The following is a 23,703-nucleotide window of genomic DNA, read 5'->3' as shown; positions in this document are numbered from 1 at the left end:
TTTATCATAAAAGTTAAATTATATTGAACTTTATCTTTACTTTTTTCTTCCACTCCTTTATTCTACACTAAAGTTCAATAAAATTTAACTCTGAAGGAGTGAACAGGATGTCATTTAATTTAAAGCGTGTCTTATTTGGAAAGTTTTGTTCATTATTCGCAGCTAGTCTCTTTACGTTCGTCGCCGGACTGACCGTCTTACGGGAAACATCGTCTGGTTTTCAGTTTGCGCTCGTCCTGCTTGCAGGATCAGTGCCACGGATTTTGCTCTCACCGGTTGCTGGTGTCCTCGCTGATCGTTGGAACCGGAAACAAATCATCGTCATGACCGAAAGCTTAAGTGCACTCGTCTTGTTTGGACTTCTGTTCTATTCGCTACAAGCCCCTCTACATACCGTTCATTACATCGTTGCTAGTGTCCTCTTGACGAGCCTGTCGACGTTCCTGTCCGTTACCTTATCAAGCTCGTTACCGCGACTCGTAGAAGAAGAGGAGTTACAACGCGGAAACGCGCTCTTCTCGACGATTCAATCGACCTCAACGATCACTGCTCCACTCGTTGCGGGATTGCTCATCGCCACTGTCCCCATCACGCAATTCTTGATCTTACCGTTTCTCTTGTTTGCTTCTGCTGCCTGGTGGAATAGCCGCCTCCACTTTCTTGCAGTGGATACCTCTCCTCTAGCTACTACCGATACTCCGTCTTTCGTCTCGGAGTTTAAAGAGGGCTACCGCTATCTGTTCCGTCAACCAGTATTGACGACACTCGTCCTGATGGCGATCGTCCTGAACTTCTTTTTTGTCGCTTTCGAAATCTTGTTACCAATCATCTTGCTCGATCGACTGCAATTCACACCATTTCGGTTTGGAATGGTCGAGTCCGCACTAGGTGCCGGTATTCTCGTCGCTTCGTTGCTTCTTGCTTTACCTCGCTTTACGGTGAAACGTCCGTTACGCACGATATTCGAGTCGCTCTTTTTAATCGCCTCTTGTTATGCGCTTCCTGCACTTGCGCTACTCGGCTATGTTCCATCTGCTCTACTACTACCTTTTTTCATGATTTTATTATTCATCGACGGCATGCTCGTCTTACGGATGAACATTCCACTACAGCTCATCGTTCAAAAACAGACCGATCCGGCTTACCTCGGACGTGTCATCGGTGTTCTGGAATCGATCGCAATGGCGATGATGCCGATTGGTACCCTATTGTTTGGTTTACTCAGTGATCATGTATCTATCATCGTGCTACTTGGAGTCGGTACAGTCGGCTTATTCGGTGCAGCATCATTCGGATTCCTCCGACTTCGTAAAGACATCTTATCCGAGAGCATTCCTGTAGCAGACGCAAAAAACACGTCCTCCCTCACTTCGTGAGAAAGGACGTGCGTATCGATCAAACCGTCGCTTTGACGGCATCCATGATTAATTTTAATGATTGTTGTTTTGCTTCCTTGTCAGCGATCATTGAAGCGATCATTACTTCGTCTGTGCCGTAGGAATCAGCGAGCTCTTGTAATTGTTTTGCAACGGATTCCGGGTTACCGACGATCATCCGCTTCCGGTTTTCAGCGATCCGGAATTGGTCTTGGAACGTATACGGATACGCCGCTGCCTCTTCTGGAGTTGGAGTTCCTGTCGACGAGACCCCTTTTTCAAGTAGGAGCAGTGACAGATCCAGGCTTGAAGCTAACCGTTCTGCTTCTTCCGTCGTTTCAGCACACGTCACGAAGATCGAGACGAGCGTTTGTGGTGTCTCATTGAACGACGTCGCCATGAAGTTATGACGGTAGTAGTCCATCACTTCTTGTCCACCTTGTCCATTGATGAAGTGAGCAAAGGCAAATCCGAATCCGCGTTGCGCGGCGTTCAAGGCACTACCACCACTTGATCCAAGCAACCAGCCTTCTGGTGTCGTATCGACTTCTGGTGTTGCGACGAGTCCCGCGAACCGGTGTCCGGCAGGCGCCCCGTCTTTCAAGTAATCGACGAGATCATCGAGTTGTTCGCCGTAATCGGCTCCACCAAAACGTGGCGACGATCCTTCTTGCAACGCACGTGTAGCAAGCGGCATACCGCCCGGTGCCCGACCGAGGCCAAGGTCGATCCGGTTTGGTGCAAGCCCTTCAAGGACACGGAAGTTCTCTGCGACTTTATAGGCACTGTAATGCGGCAACATGACACCTCCTGAACCGAGGCGAATCTGTTTCGTCACCGCCGCCATGTAGGCGATCAAGACTTCCGGGCTTGAACCAGCCAGTGTTTTAGCGAAGTGGTGCTCGGATACCCACAAGCGATGATAGCCGAGTTCGTCCGCGATTTTCGCGAGCTCGACCGTTTCGTGTAGGGCATCAGATGGGGATTGTCCTTTAGAGACCGGGGATTGGTCTAAAATACTAAGTTTCATGTATGTCTCTCCTTTTTCTTTCGAATGCGTACCTACACTGTACGCCTCCTCGTTGTACGGTGCAACGAAACTGCTTCTTTCTGTCATGGGGACGTTTTCATTTTGAAATTCAGGGAACAATGCCTAAGTGAGCATAAAAATCTAACGAATGAGGTGGAGTTACATGTCAACCCATACTACGAATCAAGAAGCAGTCGAAACGGTCAAGAAACTGATTGATAAAATCGAAACAGCGATGCTGACGACGATTTCAGCAGAAGGACTCGTATCGCGTCCAATGCAGACACAGGATATCGAATTTGATGGCGACCTCTGGTTCCTCACTTCAAAAGAAACAGACAAGTACCAAGAACTACTTAAGAATCCGAGTGTTAACGTCGCGTACGTCGACAAGTCATACGTCTCGATCCGTGGGACAGCAGAACTCGTCGAAGACATCGAACGAAAAAAAGAGCTCTGGAGTCCACGCTACGAAGCATATCTTGGAACGACATACGAAGATCCGAAAGTCGTCTTGATCAAGGTCAACACGGAAGCTGCTGAATACTGGGAAACGGGAAACACGACGAAGTCCGTCAAACAAGTATTGAAGAAAGTCGTCGGCAAAGACGATGAGAACGAAATCAATAAGACAGTCGACTTGTCTTGACGAGTTAAACCCGCGCTACTTGCGTGGGTTTTTTCATGTGAAGATAGTCGTTTTTCTCAAAATGATGTAACATAATAAAATGAACTAATACGTAACTTAACTAAAAGGAGTACAATTATGGGAGAATTTTTTACATTATTACGCCGGGGAAACCGGTCGGCGCTGACGGCAGGCATCGTTAACTCCGTCATCGCCATCATTAAGGCAATTGCCTACATCCTGACGGGAAATGTCGCGATGTTCGCGGAGATGATGCATACGCTCGGGGACGCTGCCAACCAATTTTTCGTCTTCATCGGTTCTGCCCTCAGTAAAAAGGCACCGACGAAACGTTTCCCGAACGGCTTCGGTCGTCTCGTCAATCTCGTCTTGCTCGGTGCCATCCTCTTCGTCGGTATCATGGCGTACGAGACGATTCATGAAGGGATCGCCCACATCATCGAACCGACGGAATCAACTGGCTTTTGGATCACGTTATCCGTTTTATTCGCAGGTGTCGTTTTGGAGAGTGGCGTTTTCGTGAAAGCGATGCAAGAAATCGCGCACGATGCGAAGTTAGACTCAAAAGGACCACGCTTGATTCTTGACAGCTTCCGCTCACTCAAACAAGCGAAACCCGCAACACGCCTTGTGTTTCTGGAAGATTTGGTCGCAACGGCTGGTGGCGTCGTCGCGATGATCGCCGTCATCATCTCGCATGTGACACCGTTCCATCAGGCAGAAGGAATTGCTTCGATCCTAATCGGACTGATGATGTTTTACGTCGTCGGAAATGTCTTCCTGCAAAACGCAGCTGGTGCACTGGGTGAAGCCGATGAGACGATGGCAGCACGTCTCGGCGGACTGATCATGAAGGACCCTGACGTCAAGGATATTAGTAAGCTTGAAGTCATTAAGGAAGGCGATCACTTCCACGTCGAAGTCGAGATTGAAGTCGACCCGACGTTAACGATCGCACAAGCGGACGACATCAAGGACCGTCTCGAACTCCAGATTCGTCTGCAGCAAGGCATCATCGATGTGACGATCGGCTTTGATGAAGACGATAAGATTCAACAGTATGTCGTCGCTTCTGACGAGTCATGACACCGTTCACGCAAGATGTCCTGACCATCATCCGTTCAATCCCTGCTGGTCGGGTCATGACGTACGGGCAAGTCGCTCGACTCGCCGGTCATCCGCGTAGCGCACGACAAGTAGCGCGGATTCTTCACAGCATGAGTAAGACGGAACGTCTACCATGGCACCGTGTGCTTGCTGCTGACGGAAAACTATCGCTTGAAGGCGATGAACAGCGACTGGCGCTTGAAGCAGAAGGTGTCGAGTTCCTGACCGCCCGTCAACTTGATTTATCACGTTATCAAGTCAAAAGTGAATAGATACAAAGAGAGAGGGATGACTGGTACGTAAACCAGTCATCCCTCTCTCTTTGTAATAATGAATCACGCCTTCGACGTACTCGAAGCTACAGCGATTTGCCGACGTACTTCTGCTTCGAGTTGTGGTTCCGGTGGTTGCCATCCTTCCGGTTTCATGACCTTTTGGTCCGATTCCCGGAAGATTGGTTTTCCGTCCGGTCCAAGCTTCGCCATGTTCGCGCGCTGGACGATTTCGAACAATGGAGCCGGATCAAGCCCGATCTCAACGAAGCTTCCCATGATGAAGTAGAGAGCGTCCGTCAAGGCATCCCCTTGTCCGACGAGCCGTTCGACATCAGTTTCGGGTTGTTTCATCTGGAGCGATTTTTCGACCGCTGTATCAAGTCCTGACTTGAAACGTTCGATCGCTTCGAGAAATTCTGCTTCACTCGTCGCCGATTGATGCAGGAACTCAACGACCGCTTCTTCCGCCGTCCAGGTCGAGCGTTTGATTCCACGATCGACCGTCATAGGTGTTGGCGTCGTTGCGCCAGGGTGTGAAAACACACGGTGGAATTCCTTTACGTCTTGATAATAATTTGTCATAACCGATCATCCCCTTTTACCGAATGTCTCCATTCTAACAGGTTCAGAACCGGAGTTCGACTCATTGATGAACAACGTCGAGTAAGGCCATCCCACGCGTAATCAATTCATCTCGCTGCTCAGATGTCGCTTTTAAGCGCTCGAGATCTGCAATCAGACGTGGTTGATCGACTTCATCCGCTAACTCGAGTAATTCAAGACGGAGTAACCAAGCGTCCGGTAACTGGACGAGTGTCTGATCGATCAGTTGCGGTAACCGTTCTCGTCCGGCACGACCTTCGCGAATCTCGCGGACGACTTCGAAGATCGGATCAGCCGCTGTCAACGGACGTTCGATTCGTTCGAACTCGACCGTTTCCGGAATCGGCTTCAGTGCTTCAACTTCCGTTCCCGGGAATGCTGACGTGATGTCACCGACGATCAATTCCATCCGGTCCATCGTCATCGTTTTCCCGTCGTTTGCAAGCGTCGCTGCCTCTAAGACGACGAGCGCCCGGTTTCCATTGACGTTTTGAATCGCTGTGATGTTCCCTGTGACGTGAACATTTCCTTCCGCCCAGTCGAGACGTTCACCGACTTTGACTTGCATCAATACTTCGTTCAATTCCTTGCCGTGAAGGAGTGTAAAGCCTTCCGGATGATCTGCAAGTCCTTGACCTGTCAACACTTCACCGTTCGCAGCAAGCGCTGTTGGACCTGTTAGTTTGACGAGATGCAGCGAATCGTGAATCTCTTGCGTTTCAGGAACACCGACGAGCGAGAGACCACTGTCGAAAACGAGCGTCGATAAGTTACCTGATTCGACCGCTTTCGTCAGTCCATGGATACCACCGCGGATGTAAGACATCGACTGTGCGAATTCTTCGAGAGCATCGCGGAGCTGTTCGAACGATTCACAAACAAAGAGTTCTTTTTGCATGCTCGTCACGTCATGTTTCGTCGCAAGTGCTTTCTCAAGCGAGAATGGATGTTTAACGACCGCGTCCGTTAAGCAATGGCGACTTTCACCGACGGATGATAGAAGACCTGCCCCGTAGATTTGTGGGTTGTCGATATCACCAATCAGACCGAATTCAACCGTCCACCAGAACAGACGTGAGATTTCGTTCGCTTCCGAAATCCCTTTGACGTGTGTCCGTGTCTCCGCGAGTTCGATTTCAGCTTGCTCGATGTCGGCTGGCGTCGAGAACGGGCTCTCTTTGACGATCGTCAATTTCTTTAGTGCCTTGAACACGTCATGCTCGGCTTTATGGTTAAAGGCATGTGCCCCAATCTCACCGAAGCGTCGAACGAATTCCGCGTAGACCGGATTCATCAAGATTGGCGCATGCCCTGCTGCTTCATGCAAAATATCTGGCGCTGGTGTGTAAAGGATGTTATCGACCTTCCGAATGTCGGTCGCGATCGGCAAGAGTCCGTGCCCTTGGAAATCGAAGAAGGCGACACCAGGAATGAGACCATCAACAGCGACTGTTCCCCAGCCACCACGGCTTAGGTTCGCTGTCATCTCACGCACGTCCGGAATCCGTTCCGGGCTGATACCCGATGCAGCAAGCCCTTCGAGGTATGCCGGATGTGCTGTATCTTGTAACGTATTTAAATTCAGTCGCATGACGTATCTCCAAACGGCATGATCCGTTGGCGTGTAGTCTTCGTAGTGCTGTGGTGCGACGTGTGGACGTAAGTGACTTGGAATGATTGGTGTAGACATATGAGTTCCCCCTTGAATGAATGATAGATAACAAAAAAGCCCCTGCCGAACGTATCGTTCGACAGGGGCGACGAAAGCCGCGGTACCACCCTGATTACCCAGTCATCGACTGAGTCACTCTTGATTGGGATAACGGTGTGCTCCGCTCGCTTACGCAAGAAGCTCAGAAACTGTAATTCAACACCATCTGTGTACACGTTCGCAGCGCCACGTGCTCTCTGAAACAGGGAAATGGTCTTTACTTCGGTTTCATCATCGCTTAATCTTTCGTTCTGTTATGCTGTTATACTGTTATGCTTTTAGCAAGTAAAGTATCGTTAAGGAGGACTATACGCTTACTTTTTACTTTCGTCAATGGCTTTTTTACGTTTAAATCGATTAAATGTTTTATCACGGACTGATTTTTGTTCAATCGTCAGTGAGGTGATATGACGACGAAGCGCACCGTTGAGCCGTTTTTCGAATGCTTCAAGCTCTTGGATCCACTCGTTCATCGAAACGACGATCGGTAAGATTTCCATGATGACTTCTTCCTCGAGTTCGTCTCGATCGAGAAACGAATGCTTAACGAAGGCGATATTCTCTTTGACGAGATCCTCCATCGCAAGTGGTTCTTCTGTCAACAAGAGATCATATGTCAGCAAGACCTTCTCTTGGCGCTGGGCGATATGCATCAAGTGATAAAACAATTCACTCCGAAGATCGTCCGCAATCGAGTCAAGGGCCTTCTCTCGCTCTCTGAAGCGCTCTGCTGTCGCGACACCACGTTCGAGGCACGATTGCATATGTTTGAGAATCAACAGGTTCCGTAAGAGCGAGGCGTGCTTCTGACGCGTTCCTCGAATCTCTTCCTTGTGTAGGTTGAACAAGTTTTGTGTCTCAAGGAGCGAATTTGACATTTTATCGATCGCTGCCCGGTATGGAGCAACTTTTCCTTCGAAGGCAATCGCTCGCGTGACGACGAGCAGCTTTTCGAAGAGTTTCGTCGCTTTTTGATAGTAGACATTGCCATAGCGCGGCGGGAAGATCAATGCGTTGATGCCAAGCGCACAGCCGATCCCGAGCATGACGAGCAAGTAACGGATCAAGACGACTTGCCAAAGTGGTTCGGTCGCTGTCGCCACACTTTCGAGAATGACAATGATCATCAAAACGACGTGTGGAATCGTCCGCCCGAAACCAAAGGCTAGCAAAATCGAGATTGCTGCCATGATGACGATTCCGATTGCAAGCGGATTCGCCGGATTATCCCCTAAAATCCAAAGTGCGAGTAACGTCAAAAAGGCACCAATCAAGTTGGCCTCTGCTTCCTCGAGAAATTGTTTCCATGTCTGATAGACCGAAGGCAGGAGTGTCGTCGCTGCCGAGATCGCAGGCAGGATTGGGCTAAGGTTGAACAGATTACTGATCAACAGCGCCAAGATGACCGCAAGACCTGTCTTGATGGTCCGTGGTCCGATTTGTAAGGATTGTCCACCCATGTCCATCCCTCCTTCTTATTCAGTATGCCCTCTATTCTTCACCGTTAGCCGTCAAAATTCAACAAAAAATCCCCTCCGCTTGAAAACGGAGAGGATTTAGGTGAATTATGATGCTTTCGTACCTGTTCCTTCTGTCATTTCCGCTTTCGCGACCGATTGGTCAACAAGCGGTTTTTTGAGGAAGGATAGGATTGCCGCACCAACGAGTGAACCGATGAGGATCGCACCCGCGTAACCGACGATTGCCATGACCGTACCTGATGGACCATCAAGTAACGGGAAGACGAAGATACCGCCATGTGGTGCCGGGAGCAAGACGCCGAAGACGATCGTCAGTGCACCAGCGATCGCTGAACCGATGACGCTTGACGGAATGACGCGGAGTGGATCGGCTGCTGCGAACGGAATCGCACCTTCTGTGACGAACGATGCACCCATTGCGTAAGCAGCGATACCTGCTTCACGTTCTTGCGGTGTGAATTTCTTACGTGCGAACAATGTTGATGAGAAGGCCACGATGAGTGGTGGAACCATCCCACCTGCCATGACGGCTGCCATGACTTCCGTATTACCTGCTGTAAGAGCAGCTGTACCAAATACATATGCTGTTTTGTTGATCGGACCACCCATGTCGATTGCCATCATACCTGCGACGAGCATACCGAGGAGGATTGCGTTCCCACCGCTGAGCCCGTTCAACGAATCCGTGAGCCATGTCATGAACTTCGCGATCGGCTCATTGATGACGAGTAACATGATCATCCCTGTGATGAATGAACCAAACAGTGGATAGAGCAAGACTGGTTTGATTCCTTCAAGAGCTGCCGGGAGACCTTTGAAGACTTTAACGAGTAAGAGCACGACGTAACCAGCAAGGAAACCGGCAATCAATCCACCGAGGAAACCAGCGTTACCACTGCTTGCAAGGAACCCAGCGATCAGACCAGGAGCAAGACCTGGTTTATCAGCGATCGACATCGCGATGAATCCAGCGAGGATTGGAATCAAGAGACCGAATGCAGCTTTCCCGATCGACATTAACTGAGCAGCGAACTCGTTGTATGACGGATCATCCGGATTCGCAGAGTTGATTCCCCAGAAGAAGCTGATCGCGATCAAGAGACCACCAGCGACGACGAGTGGCAACATTGCGGATACCCCACTCATCAAGTGTTTGTAGAATCCGCCACGAGCCGGTTTTGAACTTTCGCTTGAACCGCTTGCTTTATAGACAGGTGCGTCTTGTTTAACGGCACGGTTGATCAATTCTTGTGGTTTACGAATTCCTTGTGCGACCGGTACTTCAACGACGTGTTTCCCGTTGAAGCGATCCATCTCAACCGCTTTATCCGCTGCGACGATGATTGCTGTCGCATCGTTGATGTCTTGTTGTGTCAAACCGTTCTTGACGCCTGTCGATCCGTTCGTCTCGACTTTAATGCGGACACCCATCTCTTCCGCTTTTTGACGAAGCGCATCAGCTGCCATATACGTGTGTGCAATCCCTGTCGGACAAGCTGTGACAGCGAGGATATACGGTGCGTCTTGGTCGACGTTGTCGCTTGAGACGTCAACGGGACCTTCTTCTTCGCGTTCCTTCGCTTCGATTGCTGCGATGACTTCGTCTTTCGTTTTAGCCGCAAGGATCGTATCGCGGAAGTTCATATCCATTAGATAAACGGATAGTTTCGAAAGTGTTTCAAGGTGCGCATTATCTGCGTTTTCACCCGCTGCGATCATGAAGAACAACCGACTTGGTTGACCGTCAAGTGCTTCGTAGTCAACGCCTGCCGAACGACCGAAGGCGATCGCTGGTGTTTTGACTGCTGCTGTTTTTGCGTGTGGAATGGCAATGCCTTCCCCTAAACCTGTCGTGCTTTGCGCTTCCCGTGCGAGAATCGCTTCTTTATATGCCGAGCGATCGTTCAGTTTTCCTGCCCGATCGAGGACGTTGACGAGTTCGTCGATGACAGCGGCTTTAGATGATGCTTGTAAATCGAGCTGAATCGTATCACGTGTTAAGAGATCAGTAATTTTCATGAGTAGTCACACTCCTTTTAGGATTGAATGAGTTCAACGACGTTAACGTCTACAAGGAGACGATCGATATCTTCCTTCGTACAAAGACCAAAGGAATACGCAGACGCGCTACCAGTCGTTACCGCGTAGCGGAACGCTTCTTCTGGTGATTTGCCGAGCGCGTGGCTGGCAACGAATCCAGCGACGAGTGAATCTCCGGCACCGACGGAGTTGACGAGCTTCCCTGCCGGTGTGTTTGCCGTATAGGCACCTTGACGATTGACGAGCAATGCTCCGTCTCCTGCAAATGAGATGACGACGTTCTCGGCACCACGCTCGACGAGTTGCTGAGCGTATGGAACGGCCATCTCTTTCGACGTAATCTCGACGTCGAAAATTTCACCGAGTTCATGGTGATTCGGCTTGATTAAAAATGGACCGAGCGGTAAGACTTCAAGCATCGCTTCCTTCGTCGTATCAACGGCGAAGCCGACGTTCCGTTCATTCAAGATCGTCGCGATATGACGATAGAGATCATGCGGTAGACTGCTTGGGATACTGCCTGCGAAGACGACGATGTCACCGGCTTGCATCGTCTTGAATCGGGATAATAAATGCTCCAGCTCTTCCGGTTGAATCTTCGGTCCCGCTGCATTCAGCTCAGATTCTTGATCGGCACGAATCTTCACGTTGATCCGCGTCTCATCTTGAATCGGTGTGAAGTCTGTTAACACGCCTCGTTTCTCGAGTTCTGTCCGGATGAATTGTCCGGTACTTCCTCCAAGGAATCCGAGTGCTTGTGTTTCTACCTCATAGTTTTTTAGGACGAGAGAGACGTTGATTCCTTTCCCTCCGGCCACTTTTTCCGCCTGTTCGACACGATTGACTTGTCCTGCCTCAAATACCGGTAACGTGACATAATAGTCGATGGATGGATTGAGTGTCAGTGTATAAATCATTTCGCGTTCACCACCTCTGTGTATTGACTGTATTTCGCTTCTTGCTCGCTGGATGTCGTCGTGATGATCGTCGCCGCTTGCAAGGACGCCACCCGACTGAAGCTGATTGCATCCAGTTTCGTCTCATCGACGAGTACATACGATTGTTTTGCTAACTCGATCGCTGTCTTCTTTACGAGTGCCTCTTCCGGATCTGGTGTCGTGAAGCCTTGTGTCGGATGAACACCGTTCATCCCAAGGAACGCGACATCAAAATGGTAAATCAACATTCCTTCACGTGCGTTGTAACCGACGAGTGCTTGCGTTGAATGCTTCAGTTGACCTCCGACGACGAACGTCGGGATACGGTGATAGAGTAACGTGTTCGCTAGAGGAAGACTGTTCGTCACGACCGTAATCGCCTTCTCTTCGAGATACGGAACGATGGCAAGCGTCGTCGTTCCGGCATCGAGGTAGACATACATGCCGTCTTCGATCAGGTCAGCGGCCGCTCGTGCGATCCGTTCCTTTTCTTCGACATGTTTGTCACTCTTTTCGAAGTAACTCGGTTCCTCAATTTGCAAATGGTTCGCTGTCGCGCCCCCGTGCACCCGACGCAGATGACCTGCTGTCTCAAGCTGTGATAAATCCCGACGAATCGTAGACTCACTGGCACCGGTTTGCTCGACGATTTTTTGCATCTTGACGACTTCTTCTCGAGCTAGTAATTCGAGAATGAGTTGATGGCGTTTTTTCGTTAACATAAGGTTTCCCTCCACATCTATAATATAAAGCGTTTACATTCAAAAATCAATCAAAAACGTTCAAAAATTATATAATTTCTCTATAAAACGTTCAAAATACGACTTTTTTCGACATTAAACCGTCCTTATAGTTTCATTATACATCAAAAACGGTCATATGATGACTGTTTTATCGAATAAAATCAATCATTTTTCAAATTATCTATGTATTTTGCAAAATAAAAAACCGCTTTCCAAAGTAATGTGGAAAGCGGTGAATGAAATTCAATCATTTCGGTCATCTTCGTTCACTGGACTTCATTTTGCAGGCGACCGATTCCTTCAATCGATACTTCGACGACATCCCCTGTCTGAAGGTAGACCGGTGGTTTCATGCCGTGACCCACACCAGCTGGAGTTCCTGTCGCAATGATGTCCCCTGCTTCAAGCGTCATTCCGCGCGACACTTCAACTAAAATCGTCACGACATCACGCAACATCAAGGCCGTTGATCCCGACTGTCGGAGTTGCCCGTTCACGCGCGTCTCGACGAGGACGTCACTTGGATCAAAGCTGTCCGCTGAGACGATGACCGGTCCGAACGGACAGAACCCATCAAGCGATTTACCACGGAAGAACTGGACGTGTTCTTTTTGTAAATCCCGCGCTGTCACGTCATTGACGATACTATAGCCGAACACGTGATCAAGTGCATTCTCAGGTGTCAGATCACGCCCCGTCGTGCCGATGATGATGGCGAGTTCACCTTCATAATCCAGTTGCTGTGTCAAATCCGCATGCCGTTCGATCGGTTCGAACGGTCCGACGATCGACGTCGGTGCTTTCGTGAACAAGACGAATTTCCCCGCTCCCGCCGTATCCATCTCTTTGATGTGATCGGCATAGTTTTTGCCGACACAGATGACGTTTCGTGCTGGAACATACGGTGCCAGTTTTCGAACATCTCCATTAAGTAGTGGCGCGATATCTAAATCAAGGTCAACATCGAACTCACGTGAAATCACTTCAAACAATGAATCCGTATAGACTTGTGCCGTCACATCATATGTAGCCCCATCCTGCTCAACTCCGATGCCTACTTTTCCTTCTTGCTCAAATCGAAACCATTTCATCTTAACTGCCCCCTTTTGTTTTTAGTATAGCGAAACCAATCAATGGGCGCACTTCTCATCGTCAATCAGAAGAAAACAAAAAAGCAGTCGACACGATGCCGACCGCTTCCTCATATTCTCTTCCTGTTCTCTTATGCAATCCGTTGAGCTAGTCGATCGACAAGAGCCTGCGACTCTTCATTCAATCCAACGAGTTCAACTTTTTTTCCAAGTCGTTCGTATTTCAAGACGACGTTCTCGATCGCTTCGATGGCAGAATCATCAAACAAGTGACACGCCGAGAAATCGAGCGTGATGACGGACGATGGATCAGTTTCGAGCTGGAACTGTTCTGCAAATGCTGTCGTCGATGCAAAGAACAACGGTCCACGAATCGTATAACGGACTCGATCTGTTTGCTCCTTGCGCTCGACTTGAATACGAGAAATTTTTGACGCAAATAATAACGCAGCAAGCAAGATTCCGACAAGAACGCCCATTGATAAATCGTTCGTCAATACGGTGACGAGAACGGTTGCGAGCATGACAGCAGAATCACTCTTCGGTGACGTCTTGAGCATCTTGAATGATCCCCAGTCAAACGTCGCATACGAGACGAAGAACATGACGCCGACGAGTGCTCCCATTGGAATCGTCATCAATAGATCGTTCATCGTGAACATCAACAGCATCAGGAACACACCCGCTGTCAACGTCGACAATCGACCACGCCCACCGGACGTGACATTGATGACCGATTGACCGATCATCGCACAGCCCGGCATGCCACCGAACATACCAGCGATGATGTTCGCAATTCCTTGTCCGCGTGATTCCATTGCTTTGTTTGACGTCGTATCCGTCATCTCATCGACGATTCGTGCTGTCAGCAACGATTCGATCAAACCGACGAATGCAAGTGACAAAGCATACGGGAAGATGATTTGGAGCGTCTCAAGTGAGAACGGGACGTCCGGCAAGAAGAAGCTTGGTAACGCCGCTTCGATTTGTCCCATGTCTCCAATGACTCGTGTATCGAGTGAGAAGACGACCGTCAACACCGTCATGATCGTGATCGCAACGAGTGGTGCCGGAATCGCTTTCGTCACGCGTGGGAATAACAAGATGATGGCGAGTGATGCGGCGACCATTGCGTACATGATCCAGTTCTGACCTTCAAACTGCGGCAGTTGTGCCGAGAAAATCAAAATCGCTAAAGCATTGACGAATCCGACCATGACGGATCGAGGAATGAATCGTAATAACTTAGCAATCCCTAAAAATCCGAACGCGATTTGTAGAATTCCGGCAAGGATACCGGCAGCTAGTAAATAGTCGACACCATGGTCTTTGACGAGCTGGACGACGACGAGTGCCATCGCACCGGTCGCAGCTGAAATCATTCCGGGACGACCGCCGGCAATCGAGATGACGATCGCAATGATGACGGAAGCGTATAACCCGACCATCGGATTAACGCCAGCGATCAGCGAAAACGCGATTGCTTCCGGAACGAGTGCCAAGGCAACGACGATTCCGGATAGCAAATCCGCTTTTGGTTGCAGGAACCACTCTTTTTTCCATTGAGTAAACATATGATGATTGAGACCCCTTTTCTAACATGAATGGTCTCAGTGTAATCCGATTAGTTTCAAAAAGCAACCTTTTTAGGAAGTTTTGGTCCGCACACGGGCAATCTCATCGACCATCGCCTTATAGGTCGCCATGATTTCCTGACCCGCAAAGACCGGATCTTCGTCCATCGTCTCGAGTGCACGGCGTAGAAGATGAATTTTCGGTTTCTTACGTTCGAGTAGTTCTTCATAGATGAAATCAAGAACCTCTTCATGGGCTTCCTTCGATTCATCGGAAATCGATGACAAGGTAATCAAGAGCTTCATATGCGCACTCGTCTTCTCGAACAAATCCTTCCGAATGACGACTTCATCTTGTGGACGATCGAGCCAAACGGATAGGAAACGCGGGGGAATCAACTGTTCTTCTGTCCGACTGACGTCTTCGACGAGATGCGTCAATCGATTGAATACATAACGGACGACCCGTTCCGGTTGTGTGTTCGGTTCGGATTGACGGAAGAAGTACATCGCATATTGCAACATCCCTGTATAAATGACCGCTAAATCTAGAATATACGGTTCCTTCGTCTGACCGAATAAATCACGTAATCGTTCGAACGTCCATTCGATCTCGAGAAGACGGTTATTCTCCATGAACGTCTTCAGTTCTTTTTCATTCGAAGCAATCGCCTCTTCGAACAACGTATACAATTTATATTTTTGCATCAGTTCCAAGTAACAGTTACCTTGTTGGATGAACGTCTCATAATCCGAAACATCTCGTCCGACGAGAATTTCTTTGCGCGCCGTCCGCATCTTTTCAAAGACGGTATTAAATACATCGATGAATAATTCATTTTTAGAGGAGAAATAGTTATAGAACGTTCCCTTGGAAACGTTACTGTGCTCAAGAATGTCCTGGATGGACGTCGATTGATAACCTTTTTCGACGAATAGCTGATAGGCAGCATCTAGTAGTTGTTTCTTTTTTGGATTCATGGTCTTGTCCTTTTCTGTTCAAATGATTGCAATGGTTTAACAATCACTTATTTTAGTGTATGAAGCAAATAATTTGAATTCATTCGACTTGGACTGGTAAGATAGCCAAGTTAGTTATAGAATTCAAGTCTAACATTTTAGACTCATAGTACAAAAGGAGCATAACGAAATGCAATCAAGCAAGCAATCATCACGACTTTATTTAATTTTAACTGTCCTTATGGCAGGTGCGTTCGTTGCGGTCCTGAACTCAACGTTACTTAATATCGCCTTACCGTCGATCATGGGATCATTCGGTATTCAGGCAAGCACCGCCCAGTGGTTGACGACGGGCTATATGCTCGTCAACGGAATCATGATTCCGACGTCAGCCTTCCTTGTCCAGAAGTTTTCGACACGTCAACTGTTCTTGACGGCGATGACGCTGTTCTCACTCGGTACGATCATCGCTGGACAAGCACACGTCTTCCCGCTTCTACTCGGTGCGCGGATGATGCAGGCATCTGGTTCTGCGATCATGATGCCACTGCTAATGAACGTTCTTTTGACCGGTTTCCCGATCGAGAAACGCGGACAAGCAATGGGAATCTTCGGACTTGTCATCACGTTCGCCCCAGCCATCGGACCGACATTGTCCGGCTGGATTCTTGAACATTATGAGTGGCGGATGCTGTTCCATCTCGTCACTCCGATCGCATTACTCGTGCTCTTCACGGGTGCCTTCTTGTTGAAGAAAGAGACGGTTCGTAGCACATTGAAACTCGATTTATTTTCACTCGTTCTCTCAAGCTTTGGTTTCGGTGGATTGCTGTATGGATTTAGTTCCGCTGGTTCTGCCGGATGGGGGTCTTGGACGGTCATCGGATCGTTGATCATCGGTGTAATCAGTCTGACTTCCTTCATTATACGTCAATTCATGCTCGAAGAACCGATGCTTGAGTTCGGGATTTTCCGTTATCCGATGTTCGCTTTATCGCAAGGAATTTCGATGGTCCTGAACATGTCGATGTTCTCCGCCATGATCTTGATGCCGATCTATATCCAGACGATTCGCGGTATCTCACCGTTTCACTCTGGTCTCTTGATGTTACCGGGGGCAATCGTCATGGCGATCATGTCACCGATCACGGGTCGTCTGTTCGACCGTTTCGGCGCCCGGATCCTTGCCATCATCGGCTTATCACTGACGGTCTTGACGACGTTCTCGTTTAGTCAATTAGCGACGGATACGTCATACGCGTTCCTCGTCATCATGTATACGTTACGTTTCCTTGGAATCTCGATGGTCATGATGCCGGTCATGACGAACGGATTGAACCATATTCCGCAACACTTGACGCCCCATGGTACGGCATTGAACAATACGTTGTCACAAGTATCGGGTGCGATCGGTTCAGGTCTGCTCGTGACGATCATGACGTCGCGGACGAAGCATCACGTCCCGGAATTCGCTTCACAACCAGAAGCTGCTAATCCGGAATGGTTACAGATGCAAGCGATGATCGAAGGGATCAATGATACGTTCTTCATCGCGACGTTACTTGCACTCGCGGCATTGATCTTATCGTTCTTCATCAAAAAACGACGGACGACGACACTCGCAGTCGTCGAATCCGTCGATCAAGAACAAAAATATGCATGATCTGATTCTCCCCTGTCTGATGAGACGGGGGAGTTTTTGTTTTTGTGTAACACTCTTTTTTGCAGTTGCTGTCGATCATAAATTCGTTGATTCGTGCTGCCCCGAAAACGTGTCGTTCGGTCGAGTTTCGACAGGATGAACGGACCATCGATGAGTCCGTCTAGTCGCAGTATTAGTGGATGCCACCGTCGACGCTGTAAGATTTCCTCTAGTACATAGCCAGTATATAAAATGACGTCATAATCTGGTCCAAGTTGTTCGAGAAGTTGTACAAGTGCTGCCGCTTGAAGCATCGGCTCGCCGCCGGATAATGTTAAACGACGATTTCCGATCGCCTGAATCCGTTCCACTGTTTCTTTAATCGTCCAATCCACTCCACCTGCCGGATCCCAGGAGGACGGATTATGACAGCCGACACAGTGGTGTGGACAACCGGCAAGAAACAGGACCGTTCGCAAACCGGGTCCATCAACGACAGAATCAGGATGAAGGGAGAGAACGCGTAACATCGTGCTTCACCCGATTCTGCTCTTCAGCCCGTTTTGCCTCATTCCAACGGTCCAGTGTACCGACGAGATATCCTGTGATGCGTCGAATCCGTTCGATTGATCTACTTCCGCAAACCGGACACTGATCCTCGATTGTCTGCTCCGTTCTGCAATCAAGACAACGATCGACGGGATGATTGATTGACCCATAGCCGATTCCAGCTTCCGCCATCAAACGAACGATGTCTTCAATCGCTTGTGGATTTCCGGCAAGTGCGCCATCTGTCTCGACATAGGTGATATGTCCACCATTACATAATGCATGAAACGGTGCTTCGAGTTGAATCTTTTCACGGATCGTCACGGGCGCATCGACAGGGATATGAAAGGAATTCGTGTAATACGGCTGATCGGTCACTCCTTTGATTTCACCGAAGTAACTGGCATCACGACGTGTGAACTTACCTGATAACCCTTCAGCTGGAGTTGCCAGTAAACTGAAGTTCAATCCCGTCATCTCGCCATAATTGTCGATGACCGTTCGCATCGCTTGAATCAAGGCAATACCAATCTGGTGTGCCAGTTCGGAATACCCATGATGATTGCCCGTCAAAACGGTCAAACATTCCGCGAGACCGATGAAGCCGACCGCTAACGTCCCGTGCTTGAGGACCGGACCCACCTGATCCGTACTTTTTAGCGTCTCACCGTCTTTCCAGACATGTTGATATAAAAATGGAAACGCGTCAGCCGTTCGACTTGCCTGGAACTCATAACGCGCGATGAGTTGCCGGCATGCAAGTCTTGTCGTCTCTTGGACGGCTTCGAACATTTGATCGACGGTTTGACTCTGAAGTGCCAAACGGACGAGATTGATGCTCGTAAACGATAAGTTGCCTCGACCTGTGACGGACGGGATATCTCCACGATCTTCAAACACACGGGTCCGGCATCCCATGTACGCGACCTCGGCTCCCCCTGGTTGCTCCTGACGGTTAAATGGTGCATCAAGAAACGCAAAGTTCGGAAACAATCGTTTTCCTGTCACGCGAGTGGCAAGTTGAAACAAGTCATAGTTCGGATCCGTCGGTGACAGGTTGATGCCTTGTTTGACTTTAAAGATTTGAATCGGAAAGATCGGCGTCTCTCCTCTTCCTAACCCTCGTTCCGTCGCTGTCAGCAAGGCGCGCTGAAAGAGCCGACCTGCCTGCGTCGTATTCGTTCCATAATTGACGGATAAAAACGGCACCTGTCCCCCACCGCGTGAATGCATCGAATTCGTATTATGGATGAACGCTTCGCACGCCTGAAACGTTTTTTCATACGTCTCCTGCCATGCGCGCCGCTCCCGCTTGCGTCGCTTCCAATGCGGCACAAGGGCGTTTAGTTTGGTCCATTCGCGTTGGTAGGTCTTTTCGACGAATGGCGCTACATCATCGTCAAAGGTCGCGAAGGCTTGTCCACCATGCTGCATGTTTTGATTCGCTTGGACGATGATTGCCGCAAGGGCGAGGGCAGAACGGATGTCTTGCGCTGGTCGGATTGAACCGTGTGTCGTCTGAAATCCGTTCGAGAGTAGCTGACCGAGCGGAATCTGAGCACACGTCGTCGTACCGGTCACGTAATAATCGGCGTCGTGGATATACAAGATGTTGTCGTCAAGCGCCTGCAAGACATCTGCTTCGAGATGTCGTCGCATCATCTGCCGCGCTACTTCCCCAGCAATCCGCTGTAATTTCGCAAGCGGTGTTTTGCCATCAATGTTTGCATTCTCTTGTTCGATATCTTGCGGTGGTGTGAGTAACGCTTCTAAGCTCTCCATGATTCTTCTTCCTCTCACGCTTTTTTGTAATCACTATAGCGAGAGTACAGAAACGTTAGCAATCCCTGCACAATTTACGATTTTTTCAACTGTTTCAGTCGTTCTGTCATCAATCTGTTCGATTTATCGTTCAAATGTCTGCATCTTACTCGTTTTAGCCAAACGCATGAATTTGGACGAATCTCACACGAAGCGCGACAAAAAAAGAAGAGGCGCATGATGTCGCCTCTTCTCCGTCTCTTCATTCCGCTTCGAGTAACGCGTCTGTCGCACTCGGCAATTTGACTCGGAAGACCGTTCCTTCTCCCAAAATCGATTCGACTTCGATATTGCCATCATGTGCGCGAACGATTTCCTTACAGATCGATAACCCAAGACCCGTTCCGCCAATCTTTCGGCTGTCTGAGTTGTCGACCCGGTAAAACTTACTGAATAGATGCGGCATCGAGTGACTCGGAATCCCGATTCCAAAATCGCGAACGCTGAGTTCGATTTGATTGTGTTGGTGAGTCATCGTGACGACGACATCCCCGCCGTCCGGTGAGTACTTCACCGCATTATTCAAGAGATTACCGAGTAACTGTTTCATGCTGTTCGCATCTGCCTCGACCATGAAGTCCTGTTCATCATTCAAATCAAGCTGCAGACTGTGTTGCTCCGTCGCTGCTTGATAAAACTGAATTTGTTCCTTGACGATTTCTTTCAGGTCAAAGATTTGTTTGTCATACTCTTGCTTTCCTGACTCCATCCGCTGAACGTTCAAGAAGTCGCTGACGAGATCGGTCAGACGCTTCGATTCATCGTGAATCGTCTGCAAATATCGCTTGTTCCGCTCAGGATCCAAATCCCGTTTCAACATGAGCTCCGTAAAGCCATAAATCGAAGAGAGCGGTGTTCTGAGTTCATGCGAGACCGTTGAGACGAGTTCCGACTTCACGCGGTCCACTTCTGTTTCAGCCGTGACGTCACGGAAGACGAGAATCGTTCCTTTTGAATGTCCCCCGTGCGCAATGGCTTCGGCATAGACTTGAATGAAGTATTCACCTTGGTCGATCGACAAGGAGAACATGCCCTCCGGAATCTCACCCGATAAGACTTCTTCAAAGTATGCTTCAAACGCTTCCTTTTGGTCCATCTGCTCGAACATCGTTTCCGGTCGGACTTCGAGGAAGGTCATCGAATCGTTGTCTTCTTCGACTTGTAACGACTGGAAGATATCGAATAACGCCTGATTTCCTAAGATCGTCTTCTCTTCGTGTTTGATGTAGAGAATCGCTTCCCGAACGGAATTCAACAGTTGTGCCGTCTCTTTTCGTTCGTATTCCATCTGTTCGTAAAGTGACATTCGCATCAATGAGATCGCGATTTGTTTCGAGAACGATTCCAGTTCCGCTAGATCCTGCTGGTTGAATGGTGCGTCAAACCGTGCTAGATAGAGACAGGCAATCAATTCTTCTTTTGCCGGATCCATGATCGGAATGACACCTTCATAGACGTGATACGGATACTTGATCAGATCGTCGTTCGCGACCTTTTTTGAGGAATGTGCGGTTTCCTTTGAAATCATGACTCGCTTTAGTAGTAACGACTCCGTCTTCAGACTCTCTTGTTGTTCTTCTGTCATTTCTTTTGGAACGACTTGAGCGATTTCATTATTCTTGATCAATAACAGAGCACCGAATTCCGTCTTCGTCAACCGGACGATCGTACTGATGACGGATGAATAATCGAATAAACTCTCCTTTGAAGCAAGCGTTTCGATCAGTTCATTCCGATCCTGCAAATGGAGTTCATTCGTTCGCGTCAATTCAAGAGCACGCTCAAGCTCGTTCTGTTTTTGCTTCAATACTTCCTGATTGTGTTCCATTTCTTGATTCTTAGCTGACAATTCCGCATGTTGTGATGAGATCGACCGTGCCATCTGGTAAAATGATGCCGTTAATTGACCGACTTCATTATGGCTGTCGACATCATGCTCGAGCGAAATCGACTTGCCTTCTGCAAGGCGACGACTCTTGACGTTTAATTCGCGGAGTTGTGACGTCACCCGATGAATCAATGGGCGAACGATGAACAATAGACAAAATAAAAATATCATCAAGTTCAAGAACCAGAACCATTGTGTCTTTTGTAACTGGTCGAGTACTTGTTCCTTCGTCCGACCGTCTGCATTATCCACGTATAAATAACTGGCAACCGATGTGATGACACTTAGTGCAAAGACACTATAAAAAATCGCCATCAACTGTCTGCCCAATTTCTCAGTCATCCAGTGTTTCATATTCATAAATCCTCCTAGCAATAAGTTGCCCTTCGTTCAAGATTGTTTCCTCCTCATCTATTATCATCTAATGATTCCCGGAAACATCTTTCTTGAATCCTTTATGGTCGGGCAGGCGAGAGTCCAATCCCGGTCACGAGGGCAATCGCATCGACGATTTGTCCTTTCGTCAGATCATCCGTCTCGATCTGTTGACTGAACAATGGATCGGTCAGTTGACGTAAGCGTTGTTCTGCCTGTTGACCACCCCATGAATTCGGATGCTCGAAGCGGCTAATCAACCGACGTTTGACAGTCGTCTCCTTCGCCATCAAGGCGATATGACGGACGTCATGACCGTTCGCTCGTAACGTCCCGATGATTTCCTGAAAGTACGCTGGATTCGTCAATGTCATCGGTACGATGATCCGCGCCTTTTCCGTATCGAGCTGCTCGAGGAGCTGTCGATTGAACGCACGCCACAACGGCTCATCCTGAAAATCATCCTTGTTTTCCGGCAGTTGCGCTCGTAAAAAATAGCCTGTCTCCTCTGGATCAAAGATGTGTGATCCGCTCCAGCGTTGTTGTAGCCCTTTTGCTGCCGTCGTCTTCCCGACGCCAAACGTACCGTTAATCCAAATGATCATCTGATTCTCCTCCACCCTGTTTTCTGTTGTACTATACTGCAAAAGTGGTCGACAAGTTTCAATCGGTTACAAAAAAACACTCCGTTTAAAAAACAGAGTGTTTACCCATATAACCATGTGATTAAAAACGGTGCGATGACACTGGCACAGACGGCCGTCAAGACCATCGTCAGCAGACCGACCGCCCCTTCCCGTTGGTCAAGACTCATCGATTTCGTCGCGCCCATGACGTGGGCAATCGACGCTAGTCCAACCCCACGGCTGACGAAGTGACGAATCTTCAAGCCCGTCATTAATTTTGGTCCGACGATTGATCCTGTCAATCCTGTCAATAAAACGAAGGCAGCCGTCAGCGTTGTCGTCCCGCCAGCTTTTTGTGAAATCGCTAAGGCAACGGGTAAAGTGACCGATTTGGGTAACAAGGCAAGATTCGTCGTCCGCTCAAGATGGAGTAGCAGACCGAGTAACAGATCTGAACTCATTGCAATACATGTTCCAAGCAAAACACCAAGCCCGATTTCCGGTAGAAAACGGCGAACGTGATGCCGGACCCGGTAGAGCGGAATCGCAAATGCCGTGATCGCTGGACCGAGCATCTTCGACAAGTATTGTCCACCCTGCATGTATTCTGCATGTGAGACGCCGCTATAGACGAGAATTACGATCAGGACAGCCGTCACCGTCAGGATCGGTAACGTCCAGACACGAGGATGACGTTGATAAAGGAACATTGCGCCACTGAATAAAAGAATGGTCAGGATGATCCAAAAAAGTGTCTCACTCATGTGGGGTCACCGCCTCTTTTCGGTGTGCCAATCGATCGACGATATACGCTGATCCGACTAACGTCAGCAGGCTGCTGACGACGACGATCAACACGACTTGAAGACCAGATGTTCGAAGGAATGCCGTATAATCCATGATTCCGGACAGTGCTGGAACGAAGAATAACGGCATGACGAACAGCAGAAAGGTTCCTCCCCGTTCAACAGCGACGAGAGGAAGCAGTCGACTTTTTAACGTCACGTACAGAAGAATCAAGCCGATGATGTTACCGGGTAATGGTAACTGGAAAGTTTCGCTCACCCAGTCCCCACTGAGTGAAAAACAAAAAATAAGTGCGATTTGAGCAATGATTTGAATGATACGCATAACGCGTGAAAGCATGATAAAGGTCCCCTTGTTAACAGTTTCGGGTCTTATTATCCGCCTCTTTCCTTCAACAATCAATGAAATCTAGTTAAT

Annotated in this window: 21 protein-coding genes and 1 other annotated feature; of the genes, 5 read left to right on the top strand and 16 right to left on the bottom strand. The window is 48.7% G+C overall.

Translation table 11 applies throughout. The features are described from left to right. Positions 1-107 precede the first annotated feature (107 nt). Positions 108-1,376, top strand: coding sequence for an MFS transporter (locus tag AC3B4V_RS02075; RefSeq protein ID WP_488377616.1), 1,269 nt, complete (start codon positions 108-110; stop codon positions 1,374-1,376). 19 nt (positions 1,377-1,395) lie between these two features. Here AC3B4V_RS02075 and AC3B4V_RS02070 read toward each other — a convergent pair whose 3' ends face one another. Further along, positions 1,396-2,406 carry an LLM class flavin-dependent oxidoreductase gene (locus tag AC3B4V_RS02070; RefSeq protein ID WP_023467737.1) on the bottom strand — a complete coding sequence of 337 codons (1,011 nt, stop codon included), beginning with the start codon at positions 2,404-2,406 and terminating at the stop codon, positions 1,396-1,398. Between the two features lie 163 nt (positions 2,407-2,569). Between AC3B4V_RS02070 and AC3B4V_RS02065 the strand changes: the two genes are divergently transcribed. The 3 genes from AC3B4V_RS02065 (at position 2,570) to AC3B4V_RS02055 (ending at position 4,434) form a co-directional block, all read left to right on the top strand. Continuing rightward, entirely contained in the window at positions 2,570-3,055 is a 486-nt protein-coding gene (locus AC3B4V_RS02065) for a pyridoxamine 5'-phosphate oxidase family protein (RefSeq protein ID WP_023467736.1), read from the top strand. Between the two features lie 117 nt (positions 3,056-3,172). Next, positions 3,173-4,141, top strand: coding sequence for a cation diffusion facilitator family transporter (locus AC3B4V_RS02060; RefSeq protein ID WP_488377615.1), 969 nt, complete (start codon positions 3,173-3,175; stop codon positions 4,139-4,141). Then, a complete protein-coding gene (locus AC3B4V_RS02055; protein WP_488377614.1) occupies positions 4,138-4,434 on the top strand; it encodes an MGMT family protein in 297 nt (98 codons plus the stop codon). The genes AC3B4V_RS02060 and AC3B4V_RS02055 overlap by 4 nt, the downstream gene beginning before the upstream one ends. Before the next feature lie 63 nt (positions 4,435-4,497). Here the strand turns inward: AC3B4V_RS02055 and AC3B4V_RS02050 are convergent, their stop codons facing one another. From AC3B4V_RS02050 to AC3B4V_RS02010, 9 genes are all read right to left on the bottom strand, one after another. Next, on the bottom strand, positions 4,498-5,019 hold the full coding sequence (locus tag AC3B4V_RS02050; RefSeq protein WP_064300216.1) for a pyrophosphohydrolase domain-containing protein: 522 nt from the start codon (positions 5,017-5,019) through the stop codon (positions 4,498-4,500). A gap of 61 nt (positions 5,020-5,080) precedes the next feature. Further along, the gene (locus tag AC3B4V_RS02045) at positions 5,081-6,730 is read right to left on the bottom strand and encodes an aromatic amino acid hydroxylase (protein ID WP_488377613.1); all 1,650 of its coding nucleotides are present in this window, start codon (positions 6,728-6,730) and stop codon (positions 5,081-5,083) included. Between the two features lie 60 nt (positions 6,731-6,790). After that, positions 6,791-6,995 (bottom strand) — a binding site (T-box leader). Between the two features lie 70 nt (positions 6,996-7,065). Beyond that, on the bottom strand, positions 7,066-8,211 hold the full coding sequence (locus AC3B4V_RS02040; protein WP_023467731.1) for an FUSC family protein: 1,146 nt from the start codon (positions 8,209-8,211) through the stop codon (positions 7,066-7,068). Positions 8,212-8,316: 105 nt separating this feature from the next. Next, positions 8,317-10,251 (bottom strand): PTS fructose transporter subunit IIABC, encoded by a 1,935-nt coding sequence (locus tag AC3B4V_RS02035; protein WP_214857176.1) that lies wholly within the window; start codon positions 10,249-10,251, stop codon positions 8,317-8,319. Between the two features lie 17 nt (positions 10,252-10,268). After that, positions 10,269-11,189 carry a 1-phosphofructokinase gene (gene pfkB / locus AC3B4V_RS02030; RefSeq protein WP_488377612.1) on the bottom strand — a complete coding sequence of 307 codons (921 nt, stop codon included), beginning with the start codon at positions 11,187-11,189 and terminating at the stop codon, positions 10,269-10,271. Next, positions 11,186-11,932, bottom strand: a complete 747-nt coding sequence (locus AC3B4V_RS02025) for a DeoR/GlpR family DNA-binding transcription regulator (RefSeq protein WP_029341218.1) — start codon at positions 11,930-11,932, stop codon at positions 11,186-11,188. Before AC3B4V_RS02025 ends, pfkB begins: the two co-directional genes overlap by 4 nt. A gap of 287 nt (positions 11,933-12,219) precedes the next feature. Then, positions 12,220-13,044 carry a fumarylacetoacetate hydrolase family protein gene (locus AC3B4V_RS02020; RefSeq protein WP_064300220.1) on the bottom strand — a complete coding sequence of 275 codons (825 nt, stop codon included), beginning with the start codon at positions 13,042-13,044 and terminating at the stop codon, positions 12,220-12,222. Positions 13,045-13,175: 131 nt separating this feature from the next. Beyond that, positions 13,176-14,618: a SulP family inorganic anion transporter gene (locus tag AC3B4V_RS02015; protein ID WP_023467725.1), complete on the bottom strand. Its 1,443-nt coding sequence runs from the start codon at positions 14,616-14,618 to the stop codon at positions 13,176-13,178. Between the two features lie 72 nt (positions 14,619-14,690). Beyond that, positions 14,691-15,599 (bottom strand): TetR/AcrR family transcriptional regulator, encoded by a 909-nt coding sequence (locus AC3B4V_RS02010; RefSeq protein WP_488377611.1) that lies wholly within the window; start codon positions 15,597-15,599, stop codon positions 14,691-14,693. A gap of 169 nt (positions 15,600-15,768) precedes the next feature. Between AC3B4V_RS02010 and AC3B4V_RS02005 the strand changes: the two genes are divergently transcribed. Continuing rightward, positions 15,769-17,241 (top strand): DHA2 family efflux MFS transporter permease subunit, encoded by a 1,473-nt coding sequence (locus AC3B4V_RS02005; RefSeq protein WP_488377610.1) that lies wholly within the window; start codon positions 15,769-15,771, stop codon positions 17,239-17,241. On the opposite strand, the gene AC3B4V_RS02000 is transcribed toward AC3B4V_RS02005, so the two are convergent. The 6 genes from AC3B4V_RS02000 to AC3B4V_RS01975 all read right to left on the bottom strand — a co-directional run bounded on the left by AC3B4V_RS02000 (position 17,220) and on the right by AC3B4V_RS01975 (position 23,610). Beyond that, complete coding sequence (locus AC3B4V_RS02000; protein WP_064300221.1) at positions 17,220-17,750, bottom strand: 4Fe-4S single cluster domain-containing protein; 531 nt, start codon at positions 17,748-17,750, stop codon at positions 17,220-17,222. The genes AC3B4V_RS02005 and AC3B4V_RS02000 overlap by 22 nt on opposite strands. Next, positions 17,722-19,551, bottom strand: a complete 1,830-nt coding sequence (locus AC3B4V_RS01995) for an anaerobic ribonucleoside triphosphate reductase (protein ID WP_488377609.1) — start codon at positions 19,549-19,551, stop codon at positions 17,722-17,724. The genes AC3B4V_RS02000 and AC3B4V_RS01995 overlap by 29 nt, the downstream gene beginning before the upstream one ends. A 241-nt stretch (positions 19,552-19,792) precedes the next feature. Further along, complete coding sequence (locus tag AC3B4V_RS01990) at positions 19,793-21,832, bottom strand: ATP-binding protein (RefSeq protein ID WP_064300223.1); 2,040 nt, start codon at positions 21,830-21,832, stop codon at positions 19,793-19,795. 101 nt (positions 21,833-21,933) lie between these two features. Continuing rightward, on the bottom strand, positions 21,934-22,458 hold the full coding sequence (locus tag AC3B4V_RS01985; protein ID WP_064300224.1) for an AAA family ATPase: 525 nt from the start codon (positions 22,456-22,458) through the stop codon (positions 21,934-21,936). A 101-nt stretch (positions 22,459-22,559) separates the two neighbouring features. After that, positions 22,560-23,243, bottom strand: a complete 684-nt coding sequence (locus AC3B4V_RS01980; protein ID WP_023467718.1) for an LrgB family protein — start codon at positions 23,241-23,243, stop codon at positions 22,560-22,562. Beyond that, positions 23,236-23,610, bottom strand: a complete 375-nt coding sequence (locus AC3B4V_RS01975; RefSeq protein ID WP_064300423.1) for a CidA/LrgA family protein — start codon at positions 23,608-23,610, stop codon at positions 23,236-23,238. The genes AC3B4V_RS01980 and AC3B4V_RS01975 overlap by 8 nt, the downstream gene beginning before the upstream one ends. Between the last annotated feature and the right edge of the window lie 93 nt (positions 23,611-23,703).

It is taken from the genome of Exiguobacterium sp. E17S (assembly GCF_057772545.1).
This window is presented reverse-complemented; position numbering and strand designations above follow the sequence as displayed.